Origin of the sequence: Nitrosomonas sp. Nm132 (genome assembly GCF_900100485.1) — a bacterium.
Lineage (GTDB): Bacteria > Pseudomonadota > Gammaproteobacteria > Burkholderiales > Nitrosomonadaceae > Nitrosomonas.
On the sequence record NZ_FNDH01000005.1, the window covers coordinates 17,192 to 31,725 of the forward strand.

At 47.8% G+C, this 14,534-nt stretch carries 8 protein-coding genes; 1 reads left to right on the plus strand and 7 read right to left on the minus strand.

Features of this window, described 5'->3' with window-relative positions; genetic code table 11:
• Positions 1–35 precede the first annotated feature (35 nt).
• The 7 genes from BLP80_RS03235 to BLP80_RS03265 all read right to left on the minus strand — a co-directional run bounded on the left by BLP80_RS03235 (position 36) and on the right by BLP80_RS03265 (position 11,358).
• Positions 36–683 (minus strand): phosphatidylserine decarboxylase, encoded by a 648-nt coding sequence (locus BLP80_RS03235; protein WP_090540103.1) that lies wholly within the window; start codon positions 681–683, stop codon positions 36–38.
• A gap of 210 nt (positions 684–893) precedes the next feature.
• A complete protein-coding gene (gene ilvC / locus BLP80_RS03240) occupies positions 894–1,910 on the minus strand; it encodes a ketol-acid reductoisomerase (RefSeq protein ID WP_090540105.1) in 1,017 nt (338 codons plus the stop codon).
• Positions 1,911–2,182: 272 nt separating this feature from the next.
• Entirely contained in the window at positions 2,183–2,674 is a 492-nt protein-coding gene (gene ilvN / locus BLP80_RS03245; protein ID WP_090540107.1) for an acetolactate synthase small subunit, read from the minus strand.
• A gap of 3 nt (positions 2,675–2,677) precedes the next feature.
• Positions 2,678–4,381, minus strand: a complete 1,704-nt coding sequence (locus tag BLP80_RS03250) for an acetolactate synthase 3 catalytic subunit (RefSeq protein WP_090540109.1) — start codon at positions 4,379–4,381, stop codon at positions 2,678–2,680.
• 496 nt (positions 4,382–4,877) lie between these two features.
• Positions 4,878–6,326 carry a metalloprotease TldD gene (tldD, locus tag BLP80_RS03255; RefSeq protein WP_176754248.1) on the minus strand — a complete coding sequence of 483 codons (1,449 nt, stop codon included), beginning with the start codon at positions 6,324–6,326 and terminating at the stop codon, positions 4,878–4,880.
• A 148-nt stretch (positions 6,327–6,474) separates the two neighbouring features.
• Complete coding sequence (locus BLP80_RS03260) at positions 6,475–7,329, minus strand: carbon-nitrogen hydrolase family protein (protein ID WP_090540277.1); 855 nt, start codon at positions 7,327–7,329, stop codon at positions 6,475–6,477.
• A 123-nt stretch (positions 7,330–7,452) separates the two neighbouring features.
• On the minus strand, positions 7,453–11,358 hold the full coding sequence (locus BLP80_RS03265) for a YhdP family protein (RefSeq protein WP_176754249.1): 3,906 nt from the start codon (positions 11,356–11,358) through the stop codon (positions 7,453–7,455).
• 221 nt (positions 11,359–11,579) lie between these two features.
• Between BLP80_RS03265 and glnE the strand changes: the two genes are divergently transcribed.
• Positions 11,580–14,372, plus strand: coding sequence for a bifunctional [glutamate--ammonia ligase]-adenylyl-L-tyrosine phosphorylase/[glutamate--ammonia-ligase] adenylyltransferase (gene glnE / locus BLP80_RS03270; protein ID WP_090540115.1), 2,793 nt, complete (start codon positions 11,580–11,582; stop codon positions 14,370–14,372).
• Positions 14,373–14,534: the final 162 nt, after the last annotated feature.

Here is a 14,534-nt window from a genome sequence, read left to right on the forward strand (position 1 = left end):
GCAATCAATAAATCTAATAAACAAGTCAAGTTTACTTAACCTCGTAATTCGGCAAGGATGGTTAGTGTCGCATAAACTTTGTCACCAATATTGACATTAATTTTAGTATCGGCGGGAAGATAAACATCTACTCGTGAGCCAAAACGAATAAATCCAAAACGCTGTCCACGTGAAAGGTGATCCCCAGGTTTGACATGACATAAAATACGCTTTGCAATTAAACCTGCAACCTGCACACAAGTAACATCAATACCTCTATCTGTTTTTATCCACAGAGCATTACGTTCATTCTCTAATGAGGCCTTCGGCAAACTTGCATTAATAAATCTACCCGGGAAATACCAACGGTCATTTACTACACCATCAACAGGACTGCGATTGGAATGAACATTAAATACATTCATGAAAACACTTACTTTAATCGCTTCACGATTAAGATAAGGATCTTGTGTTTTTTCTACAGCTACAATCCGCCCATCCGCAGGGGCTAATATTGCATTAACCTGTAACGGAATAATACGGGGAGGATCACGAAAAAACTGCAGTACGAAAAAAGCAATTAACCATAAAGGCAATGCCCATAGCCAACCTAGAAATATATGAACAAATAATGCAATCAGAAACGCTATGGCAATATGAAACCAACCTTCGCGGGCAATGATAGGATGAGGATAAGATGACATAAATAACTCTGAGAAAAGGTAAACCCGATATTTGATAAAATATCGGGTTAATAAAACTGAGTATTTTAAATCAACCTTAGAGAAATGCGTAGATCATTTCTTACTAATGTTCAACTGCATTATTTCATTACATACTTTTTGAGTAAGAATTTCATTTCGGAACAAATAGTTACTCATTAAAATGAAATTACCTATTTTTGCAATCAGACATTAGTTCTTTACTTGGTCGACTAATTTGTTTTTCTTAATCCAAGGCATCATATCACGCAATTTTGCGCCGATTGTTTCAATCGGATGCTCAGCTGCAAGGCGGCGACTAGATTTGAGCATGGGCGCGCCCGCATGGTTCTCAAGTATAAACTCACGAGCATACTGACCTGTTTGAATTTCACGCAGGATCTTACGCATTTCTGTACGAGTTTCTTCAGTGATAATACGGGGTCCACGTGAAATATCACCATATTCTGCATTATTAGAAATAGAATAACGCATATTGGCTATTCCGCCCTCGTAGATCAAATCCACAATCAATTTCACTTCATGAAGACACTCAAAGTAAGCCATTTCTGGTGCATAACCCGCCTCCACCAACGTCTCAAAGCCAGTTTGAATTAATGCAGTAAGACCACCACACAATACGACTTGCTCACCAAACAAATCTGTTTCCGTTTCTTCACGGAAAGTTGTTTCAATCACTCCCCCCCGTGTGCCCCCATTAGCAGCTGCATAGGATAGGGCCAGATCGCGCGCTTGACCTGATTTATCTTGATGAATAGCAATAAGTGAAGGCACCCCCCCACCCTGAGTATAGGTTGAACGCACGAGGTGTCCAGGTCCCTTTGGCGCAATCATGATCACATCAAGATCGCTACGAGGGGTTACCTGCCCATAGTGAATATTAAAACCATGAGCAAATGCAAGTGTTGCATTATTTTTTAAACCTGCCTCAATCTCAGATTGATATATAGCAGCAATTTGCTCATCTGGAAGCAGCAGCATAACAACATCTGCATCCTTAATTGAAGATGCAATTTCTTTTACCGTAAAACCGGCTTTTTTTGCTTTCTCCCAGGATACTCCATCCTTACGCAAACCTACCGTAACTTCGACACCCGAATCACGTAAATTATTAGCATGCGCATGTCCTTGTGACCCATAACCGACTATTGTTACTTTCTTCTTTTTAATGAGAGATAAATCGGCATCTTTATCGTAATAAACTTTCATTATGCTCCTTATTAATATGTGACAGGTGGCGCAAAAAATATCAAAACAAAACGTTAGGAACTAATACCACATGGGATTAGTTAACCCGAATATTTCATAAATTCGCGTGATGATCACGCAGAATTTTGATTAATAGGGAAGTTTTGAGAAGGAGGGGTGTAGTGATTCATACACCCGACTGAGCAAAATCTTTCTTATTAATCAAAAGACAAATGAGGACACGTGCCAATTTATGAAATATTCGGGTTAATTATCTTTATTAAATCTATCTCTTATAACTTCAGGATTCGCTCTCCACGACCCAAACCGGAAGCGCCAGTCCGAATCGTCTCCAGAATCATATTCCGTTCTATTGTTGCAAGAAATGCATCAAGTTTTGAGCTTGTTCCCGTCAACTCTATGGTGTATGACTTGTCTGTTACGTCAATAATATTGCCGCGAAAAATATCGGCCAATCGTTTTACTTCATCACGATCACTATCGATGGCCCTTATTTTCACCAACATGAGCTCTCGCTCTATATGATCTCCTTCACTCAAATCAACTATTTTGACGACTTCGATTAATTTATTTAGTTGTTTAGTGATTTGCTCAATTACCTCATCCGAGCCTATTGTGACCAATGTCATACGAGACAAGGTTGGATCTTCCGTAGGCGCTACATTCAGCGATTCAATGTTATAGCCACGCGCCGAAAACAAGCCCGCCACTCGGGACAAAGCACCCGCCTCATTTTCCATCAATAAAGAGATAATATGTCGCATTTTTTACACCAGAATCATTTCAGACAAACCCTTGCCACCCGGCACCATAGGGAATACATTCTCCGTCTGGTCAGTGATAAAATCCATAAAAACTAATCGCTCTTTGAGTTTAAAAGCTTCTTTTAGAGCAGCTTCGACATCTTCCGGTTTTTCTATCTTCATACCGACGTGACCATAACTCTCAGCCAGTTTGACAAAATCTGGAAGTGCATTCATATAAGATTCCGAATAACGGTTTCCATGAAAAAACTCCTGCCATTGACGAACCATACCCATATAGCGATTATTAAGATTAATGATTTTAAGCGGCAATTGGTACTGTTTACAGGTCGATAATTCCTGTATACACATCTGTATACTTGCCTCACCCGTAATACAAGCCACTACTCCTTTAGGATTAGCTAATTGCACACCCATTGCTGAAGGCAGCCCAAATCCCATAGTACCTAGACCACCCGAATTAATCCAACGGCGAGGCTTATCGAATTGATAGAATTGTGCTGCCCACATCTGATGTTGCCCCACATCCGAGGTAATAAATGCATCACCTTTTGTCACCGCATAGAGTTTTTCCACAACCATCTGCGGTTTGATGACTGCACTCGTACGATCATACCTCAGGCAATCTCGTTCGCGCCATAAATCTATTTGTTTCCACCATTCCTTGAGTGCATGAGCATCCGTTTCTTCTCTACTGGCCTTGATCAGTTTGATCAACTCTTTCAATACTTCTGAAACACTCCCCACTATTGGAACGTCTACCTTGACACGCTTGGAAATAGACGAAGGATCAATATCGATATGAATTATCTTGCGCTCTTCACTGTAAAAATGCTTGGGATTACCAATGACGCGATCATCGAAACGCGCACCTACCGCAATCAATACATCACAATATTGCATCGCCATGTTGGCTTCATAGGTTCCATGCATACCTAGCATACCAACAAACCGTTTATCTGTAGCGGGGTAACCGCCAAGTCCCATTAATGTGTTAGTACATGGAAAATTCAGCAAGCGCACTAATTCAGTCAATGCATCCGATGCATTATCCAGAATCACACCCCCACCAGAATAAATCATCGGCCGCTTTGCACTCAATATCAGTTGCGCCGCCTTTTTTATCTGCCGGGAATTCCCATCAACCACTGGATTATAAGAACGCATACTTACGCTGCTTGGGTAAGCAAATACCGTCTTTTGTTGTGTGACATCTTTCGGAATATCAACCAGAACGGGCCCAGGGCGGCCGCTTGAAGCAATGTAAAAAGCTTTTTTTATGGTTGATGCAAGCTCAGTAATGTCTTTCACCAGAAAATTATGTTTTACACAAGGACGCGTAATTCCAACGGTATCCACTTCCTGAAACGCATCCTGGCCAATTGCCGCTGTAGGTACCTGCCCACTGATAACAACTAACGGAATAGAATCCATATAAGCGGTTGCAATACCTGTTACAGCATTCGTTACGCCAGGTCCCGACGTTACCAAAGCCACTCCTACATTTTTACTAGAGCGGGCATAACCATCTGCAGCATGAAGTGCTGCTTGTTCATGACGCACCAAAATATGTTTTACTTTATCTTGCTTAAAAAGCTCATCATAAATAAACAATACTGCGCCGCCAGGATAGCCAAAAATATAATTTACGCCTTCTTCCTGCAGGCAACGCACCGTAATCTCGGCACCTGTTAGTTCTACACTCATACTTTGTGTATCCTGGTATCAAAAAAATAAAAAATAAAGATTTTAGCTAGATGCATCTTTGCTCTGCTGTTTCCTGTCACATAAATATATCTCGGCCATAACATCATTATGGCTCTTGGTTTACCCTCAGTTTTCCTAACGCAAGCTGTAAGGAGTCATTGCCGCGATTTCGCAATACAAGAAATACATGCATCTGCATATGTTATATGTTACTAGGAATCTGGATTTTATTCCCGACTAACTAACGCTGACAAAAATACCCTGGTTAATTTAATTAACCAGCGGCATGACTACTGATCTCTGCTAAGGAAATCCTGAATAAGGACTTCCTTAACCCGAATATTTCATGAATTCGCGTGATGATCACGCAGGATTTTGATTAATAGGGAAGTTTTGAGAAAGAGGGGTGTAGTGATTCATACACCCGACTGAGCAAAATCTTTCTTATTAATCAAAAGGCAAGTGAGGGCATGTGCCAATTTATGAAATATTCGGGTTAACTACCACTGCCTGTTCCACCTACGGTTAATCCATCCACTCGTAATGTTGGCTGCCCCACACCCACCGGCACACTCTGTCCCTCTTTCCCACATGTGCCAATGCCTGGATCAAGCGCCATATCATTGCCAATCATGGAAACACGTGTCAGCACATCCGGGCCATTACCAATTAAAGTAGCCCCTTTGACCGGATAAGTGATTTTTCCATTCTCTATCATGTAAGCTTCCGCGGCAGTAAATACGAATTTACCGCTTGTAATATCCACTTGCCCGCCCCCAAAATTTGCGGCATACAATCCCTGTTTCACTGACGCAATAATTTCTTCCGGATCTTTATCTCCATTGAGCATATAGGTATTCGTCATACGCGGCATGGGAATATGGGCAAAAGACTCTCGTCTCCCATTACCTGTAAGGGGTTGATTCATGAGTCTTGCATTCAGACTGTCTTGCAGATAGCCTTTGAGCACGCCATTCTCAATCAATACCGTACATTGGGTGGGATTACCTTCATCATCAATATTCAAAGATCCGCGACGCCGGGCAATCGTACCATCATCCACGACGGTTACCCCATCGGCCGCAACACGTTCGCCAACGCGTCCAGAAAACGCTGAACTACCCTTCCGGTTAAAATCGCCTTCTAATCCATGGCCAATGGCTTCATGCAGCAGTATCCCCGGCCAACCATTTCCCAGGACTACTGTCATGGTGCCTGCTGGAGCAGGCTTTGCATTCAGATTCACTACAGCCTGATGCACTGCCTTTTGCGCATAATCACTTAATATTTCATCGGTAAAGTAAGTGTAATCAAATCGCCCTCCCCCTCCAGCGACACCCTGCTCACGTCGTCCCTGTTCCTCTACTATCACCTGTAGCGATACACGCACCAATGGCCTCACATCAGCAGCCAGCAGGCCATCGCTGCGCGCAATCATGACGATCTCATACTCCCCGGCAAGTGACGCCATAACCTGAATAACGCGTTTATCTATCGCGCGTGCAAAACCCTCAAGCTTCTCCAGCAATGCCACTTTATCGCTATCCTTAAAGTGCGCGATGGGATCCTGAGGAAGGTAAAGCGACCGATGTGCTGCCTGCTTAACGAGTTGAACTGAATGCACCTTTCCCTGGCTAGCAATGGCGCGCGTCGCTTTTGCTGCAGATACCAATGCATCAAGGCTGATATCATCCGAATAGGCAAACGCAGTTTTTTCACCGCTGATTGCACGCACCCCTACACCTTGGTCAATATTAAAACTACCTGATTTAACGATACCTTCTTCGAGGACCCAACCCTCAGAACGATTATATTGAAAATAAAGATCGGCATAATCGATCTGATGTGTCAGTATTTGCCCAAACACCTGATGTAATCTACCTGCATCCAACTCGTATGGCATCAGCAGGCAACGATCAGCAATTGTAAAAAACTCGTTGTTCATCTTAAGATTAAACTCACTTGCCACGGTAGTAGCTTTATCAGTTTGCAGTAAAGAAACCAGACTGGAATCACGCTATTCATCGATACATCAAATTCCTCAATTCTTCCCTGTTCATAGCGAACAGTTTTCCTTCCTATATTTAACATGGCTATAAGCAACGATGTTCCAGCGCGGGCAGACTGGCACGCACGCTGGATTGGTACGCGCGATCCACCGTCGCCACCACAACCCCTGGCCCACGGGCTAGCCGATCAATCACCACACCCCAAGGATCAACGATCATACTATCTCCATTGGTTTCACGGCCATTGACATGAAACCCACCCTGCGCTGGCGCAATGACATAAGCTTGATTCTCTATAGCACGCGCACGGATCAAAGTTTCCCAATGGGCTTTACCCGTAATTGCAGTAAAAGCAGAGGGAGCAAGAATAATATCAACTTTTCCCATCATACGATAAAGTTCAGGAAACCTAAGATCATAGCAAATAGATAACCCTATTCGCCCAAAAGGAGAATCCAGCGCAATCACTTTATCTCCGGCCGCGATCGTTTTTTCTTCTGCGAAACGTTCATTACCCAATGCAAGGCCAAATAAATGAATCTTATCGTAACGCGCCACCTGCCTGCCATCATCGTCATAAACCAGGCAGCTATTATAAATCTTATCAGGCACATGAGATACCAGTGGCACTGATCCGCCCACCAGCCAAACCCCCAAGCGTTTAGCTGTCTCACTCAAAAACGACTGAACCACGCCTTCGCCTGGTTGCTCACGAACACTTAATTTATCGGTATCCTGCAATCCCATGATACAGAAATATTCCGGAAGCACAACCAGCTTCGCTCCTTGTGATACCGCCAGCTCAATCAAACGTAAAGCTTCTTCCAGATTTGCAGACACACTCGGCCCTGATGCCATCTGAACAGCTGCAACACGCAATTCGCCGCCACCCTCCTTTTCAAGCAAGTGCTCTGAAAAAATACTCGAATGGTTCAGCATGATGCCCCCCAGCACTCCCCTCCATTTCCACAGGATTCAGACAAGAAAAGAATCCCGCTCACAAAAACAATAAAGCAACTCATGATACCTCTCTCCCCAAAGAAACAATCCAATCGATACCGGTTAATTCACATTGCGCTTGTATTCTGGCTGTGTTTCTTTAATTTCTTGTGAGCTTTGCGACTTATTCACTATGGGTTCAGCCCACGTCCCTGTTATAGCATATTCATTAAATAAAACACGATCAAATGGATCCTTCAGAGACTGGTTTGCAATCATGGAAGCAATTCCTGCCACGGGCGTAGCCAACCCAAGCGAAGGAAACATTTTGACCAGGAGCGCCTGGGTTTCTTCTACCAAATCAATTTCTCCACTCACAGCAAGATAGGCTGCGCTTCCTGCAATCTGCAGCTCATCTATCGCCGCTACCCCTCTGGTGATTCTAACATCGCCCAATATATCATCGAAACCAAAACCTTGACTGAATACATCATAAAAATCCAATGTCAGTCTGCGAGGAAGTGATTTTAGATCAAAAATCCCCAGCAATTTACTCACCCCTGGCCTAAATCGGGTAAATTGTCCTCGCTGGGCAGTTACGCGCAGATCGCCAGATAAAGAAGGAAAATCTATGGAAAAAGGCTTACCCATCCAGGCTAGCGAACCTTCCAGCTCTCCTTCCCCGCGCGCAATACGCCCTGGATAACCCAAACGCGCCAGAAATTTGCCAATGTTACTTGCTTGCAATTTAGCCTCGGCCCGCATTTGAAAGGGCGCAATGCGATTCTGCCATACGCCCTGCATCAAAAGAGAACTCTCGGCATGCGTAATCTGCAGTTTATCGATATGCCAGCCATCTTTCTGCTGCTGAGCCAGCAACATCAATTTACCTAACGGTTTTTCCCTGGCGATAAACTCGTCAGCACGCAGATCAATGGCGGGCCAATCCTTGGGCTGATGCTTTTTTTCTGCCGCCAGGTCAGACTCCGCAACCGCTTCTGGCATCACCAATTTTTTTAACCGCGCCACAGCCTTCCGTTTTACACCTGCATCCCAGTCTATATTCCCAATGACTTCTGTGCTTGCAACAGAAGTATGCCATTGCCCGCCCTGTTTATTCGCGTTCAAGACAAACTCATTGAAACGGCTTCCCAAGAAATCAAGTCTGCCGATGTTTAGGTTGAAATTAATCTGGTCAGTCAGTAACGCCTTGGTTCCCCGATCAGCCTGCCCTGATCGCGCAGCAATCTCATTATGTCGATCGAACAGCTCTCTCCACTTATCCCACTCCAGCGCGGAAATCGTGCCCTGCACCAATGTGACCGCATCCTTGGGTAATTCAACGGGCGCAGCACGAAAATTCATCACGCCACGCGCTGGAGTGTAATGACCATTTTCTCCCCGTACACGTTGAATTTCTGCCGTCACGACCTCACCGTACCGGAAGCGCAGCACCTCATGGTCTGAATCAATGGATTTCCTCGCAAAACTGAAAGGAATCACCTCTGCAGCAGATTTGGAAAAAGGTTCGGGTAATGAGAAAGCAGCGCCCGCTAGCGTTGATTCAACCATCATATCCATTCCTTTCTCACCCCTATCAAAAACTGCCGACCAATCAGTCGTTCCCTGCATAAACCGCGTCCACAACTGCAAAGCACCCGCTGATTGCTCAGGTTTAAGTGAATGCAAGCGATCGAAATTAACCTTGCCTGCCGCTACAATGCGCATCCTACCGTCTGGCGAAGCGGTAGAGTGAATCGTCACCGGGCCCCCTAGCACTTGGGCGCTCACATCCTCAATGGTGAAAGTGGATTGAGTAAAAGCAAGCAACCCGTTGACCTTACTCAAAGCAGGCAAATTATGGCCTAAATTGATCTCATTATCGATCAACTGGTAGCGCCCCATTAGCTCGATGCGTCTATCATCACTGCGTGGTGAGTATATCGGCATCGTCAATTCCAGTCGCAATTTTCCATTTCCGGCAACATTGCCCAAGCTGGAGAAATCAGCAGCATGTGTATTTACTGGGTTTTTTCCAATCAAATCGATTATTTTTTGAGTCGCGCCCTCAGCATTCCCTGTCAGTTGCAAAATGGGATTTGCCGTGTGCACCTCCGCAATCTGCAGCCGGGTATCCTTCAATACAATATCCGCCATCCTTGCCCGGGAAACCGTCATGTCGAGATGATTATTCTGAAACGAAAGATTGGCCTGAATATCGGTCATATTCGGCCACCCTTCCGGCAAATCTACCGTTGCGTCAGTGATTTTTGTTGAGAGCTTTAAAGCAAGCTTATTGCGCTGCTCTGACAAGGCTCCATCCAACTCACCGCGGACATGAAACCTGGCCTCAGCTAATCGTCCCGTCACAATTGCCTTACCTAGCCAGTTTTGCGTAGCTTCCTGATCAACTAGGAGTGCCCTATACTTATTAAGGTAATTGACCTCTGCATTTGCCAATTCCCCCTCCAGATCAATAGCGCTTGGTTGACCAGGCGTAGCACGATAACGGCCGTGGATCGTTCCGGACATATGGTTATTCGAAAATGAAAGGCGATTGAGTTCAAATAAAGTCATCCCCTGGTCAGGCGATGTCTGCCAATCGGCCTGCGCGATGAGTCTGTCGAGTTCCAGCGGTTCATCCAATGTTTCGAGCAACTTCATGCTGGCTTTATCCGAATCAAGACTGAGTGTCCCCCCCTGATGGGTTGCTTTGATCTTCCCACTCATCCCGCTCACCGAGGAAACTTTGCCCAAATCATTCATGGTCAGCTCGCGGAAGCGCCCCTCCACACGAAAAGATGAAGGCTTTGTCCAATCACCCTGCCAATAGACTTGCGCACGCTCAATTTCTCCCTTAGGGGATAATTCACCGAGCTGCTTGCGCAATGCATCCTCAATCGGCAGGTAACTCGCCAGGGAAGCAACCACACCCAGATCAAGATCATCTATCCACAGTGTGTTCTCCCCGGACATGTCTCCATGCCCTCCCTGCCTTCGCCACAAAATGTTTACCGGCTCGGTGAGCCATTCGTTTTCAATGGCAATGCTCAACTGCCGGGCAAACCATTCCTCTCCCTGCTGTGCCGCGCCGTCATTTCTTTTCCATCCCAGACGACCCCGCAAATGTTCAAGATCAAGCCTGGGGAGATCCTTCGCCCACTGCATACGGGCTTCATGAAGATCCACATCAGCCGTCCAGGATGTGACAAGCTGATCCTCCATGCCGATCCACGCGCGGAAAGCGCCCCTGCCACGATTAAATGCCACATCTTGTGGAAACGATAACCAGGTTTGCAAGGCGGCCAAATCGACATGATCCAGTTGAGCGAATAATCGCCCGCGCCACCGGCCCAATGCATTAATCGATTTTCCCGTAAAATCACCGCGTATCTCCAGGGGAGCGGCCACTTCAACGGGCGGAGTGGCCCTCAGCCCAAAACGGTGTCGCCCGCCCTTATTATGCATGTGTAAATTTACTTTTTTCAGATACAACACTGGCGCTGCCCGCAATTCATCCAGCCAATACACATCCGCGTCGTTGATGACCAACTGGCGCTGGCGCAATAGCCAATCGAAAAAGCCATTATCCGCCTCTTCTTGATCAAAGGCGCCACCTGCCATGTGCATAACGCCCTCAGCGTCACGGCGGATAATCAGAGCCGGCCGTTCAATTCTGATGTTGCGGAAGCGCAACTCACCATGCAGTAATGATCGCCAGGAAAGCGTTCCATTCAGCTCGGTCAGAATCAGCACCGGGACGCCGAGCCGATCATGCACGCGCACGCCATGCAACTGCAAGTAGGGGCGTAACCCGTCCCAATTGGCATCAATGCTCTCTATGCTGATCGCGCGTCCGGCCACCTGAGAAATGGCTGCTGCAATGTTGGGGCGATACCGTTCAATATCAGGCAGCAGCCAATAACGCAACAACAACAGCGACAAGGAAAAAAACAAAATAACCGCAAACACAGTCCATCCGAGCCAACGCAAGATGAAAGTGCTATGCTTAATAAAAGAATGCATCATGGAACCCATTTAATAAGAAGCACAGCCTTATCCTGAAAAAACTGCTTAAAGCAAGTAACAAGAAGATCCTGATAACAATGAATAGCCTATCTAGCAGATTGGCCGCTTATGACACTTCGTCACTTCCGCAGCTCGGGGGCTCAGCACAGAAAACCCATTCTGTCTACGTATCTGCATAGCGGGTCTTGGCAAGTGCAAAATGGCTTATTTTAACCTTGAATATGTTTTCACACACCATCAATCCCTCTGCTGAATCAACGCTTGAGCGCACCCTGCGCTTCAGTCGCTATGCGCAACGTCTACTGGAAAGCGAACCTGAGCTACGCGCCTATCTGGTAGAAACCCTCCACAGCCCATTCTCACGCGAGGAAATGCGTGCATTCCTGGGCACGGCCTGCGCGAACTCAAGCCTGGCTGAAACAGACTTGCATAGCGCCCTGCGCAAACTCCGTAAACGGATCATGCTGCGCCTGGCTGTCCGCGATCTGGCCGGTATGGCGGATCTGACTGAAGTCATGGTCACCATGACCAACCTCGCGGAGATTACCATTGGCTTTGCGCTCGACCATCACCAAAACTGGATGACCCAGCCCAGTCAGTTTGGTTCACCCATCGGTGAAAAAAGTGCCACTCCCCAGCAATTATTAGTGGTCGCCATGGGCAAATTGGGAGGAGGCGAACTCAATGTTTCCTCCGACGTCGATCTGATTTTCATCTACCCGGAAGATGGAGAAACGAATGGCAGAAAACCCATTTCCAATCACGACTTCTTTGCTCGGCTGGGACGTAAGCTGATTGCCAGTCTGAATGATTACACGGTGGATGGCTATGTATTCCGCGTCGATATGCGCTTGCGCCCGCATGGGGAAAACAGCCCTTTGGCCATCAGTTTCGACATGCTTGAGGACTATTTCGTCACGCAAGGGCGGGAATGGGAGCGCCATGCCTGGCTCAAAAGCCGCGTCATTGCAGGACCCGCCACCGCGACCGCGACGCTGATGGAAGACATCACCCGTCCTTTCGTCTTTCGCAAATATCTGGATTTTGAAGCCTATGAAGCCATGCGCCGCATGCATGCGCAACTGCGCAAGGAAGTGGATCGCCGTGAAATGCATGACAACATTAAGCTGGGCCCTGGCGGAATCCGTGAAATTGAATTCATCACCCAGGTTTTTCAACTGATACGCGGCGGACGGGATGCGGATCTCTGCATCCGTCCGACGCTGACCGCCCTGCAACGCCTGCAGCAAAAACCGCCCCTGCCCGCCCAAACCATCACGGAACTGATCGATGCCTACCGCTTTCTGCGCAAGCTGGAACATCGCCTGCAATATCTGGATGACCAACAAACGCAGAATCTGCCGGAAAATGCCGAAGATCAGGAACTCATTGCCGCGGCCATGGGATATCCCTGCTTTGCCGACTTCATGCAGCAATTCGATATTCACCGCAACAATGTCACCCGCCATTTTGAATTGATCTTCGCCGCTCCGCGCAAATCTCCGGCCCATGACATCCTGGCGAGCCTGTGGCAGGAACAGACCGGAGACAGCACCCAAGTAGAAGCCGCCACCACGCAGCTCACGACGCTGGGGTTTACCGAGCCTGAAAAAATCTCGGCGCGCATCCAGCAATTCTATGGCGGCCATTTTTTCCAGCAATCACCGCCAGCCAATCAGCAGAAAATCAAATCGTTGATGCCTATTCTGGTCGAAGCCATTGCCCCGTTTCTGCCCGTGGAAGCCACGCTGGAACGCATGCTGCAGCTCCTGGAACACATCGGTCAACAAACAGCTTACCTGGCCCTGCTGCAGGAACACCCGCAAACCCTGCCGCGGGTCACTAAGCTGGTCAGTGCCAGTCAATGGGCAAGCAATTATCTGGGCAGGCACCCCATCCTGCTCGATCAGCTGCTGGCGCCGCGTGGCCCGTATCAACTGCCGGATTGGCCGGTGCTCAGGCAGGAACTGGCGCGCCAGCTCAACCATGCCGACAGCCCCAAAAGCAATCTCACCGAATGGCAAATGGATGTGCTGCGGCACTTCCAGCATGCGCAGGTTTTTCAGTTGCTGGTGATCGACCTGGAAGGCAAGCTGCTGCTGGAATCGCTCAGCGATCATCTGACCGAGCTCGCCGATCTCAATCTCAGCAACGTCCTCAGCCTGGCCTGGCGAGGACTCAAGAAAAAACATCGCGACCAGCCCGCTTTCGCCATCATCGGTTATGGCAAGCTGGGCGGCAAGGAGCTCGGCTACGCCTCCGATCTCGACATCATCTTCCTGTTCCAGGACAACCACCCCGATGCGCAGGAGATTTACACCAAACTGGGACAGAGCATCAACACCTGGCTCACCAGCCACACGTCCGCCGGGGTGCTGTATGAAACGGATTTACGGCTGCGTCCCAACGGCGCCAGCGGCCTATTGGCCGGCTCCATCGAAGCGTTTACCGAATACCAGCATAACCAAGCCTGGGTATGGGAGCACCAGGCCTTGACGCGCGCGCGCTTCGTCACCGGCGATCAGCAGGTGGGGAAGCTGTTCGAGCAAACCCGTAAGGAGATTTTATGTGAACCGCGCGATCTCGCCCGGCTCAGGCAGGAAATCCTGATAATGCGCGAGAAAATGCTGGACGCCCACCCTAATCCCACCGCGCTGTTCGATATCAAACATGACCGTGGCGGCATCATTGATGTCGAATTCATCGTGCAGTACCTGGTGCTGGGCTATGCCCACGTCTATCCGCAGCTTACCGGCAATATCGGCAATATCGCGCTGCTGAAACTGGCTGGAGATCTGGGGCTCATCCCGGCAAAATCCGCCGAGCAGGTGCGCACCGCCTACCGTGAATTCCGCCGCCTGCAACACCGCCTGAGATTAAGCGGCGACCCCGATCTGGCCGGCTCAGCAGCTTCCCCGGAAAAATCCGCCGGCTTTGCGCGCATTGAAGCCGATTACCTCAGCCATGCGCGCCTGGCGGTATTGCAACTGTGGGAAGAAGTGTTTGGCGGATAAACCGGGTCGAATGGACTAATTGGAAAATAGCCCTTAATAAAGCGCTTATTTCCCACTAAGCTTTTTTTTATGAAGAGTCGTTATACTTCCAGTAGCATGCTTTTTAGCAACAAAGCGGGCGCGAATTCTGCCCGTATATTCCCACACTGGGTGTGGCCGTTA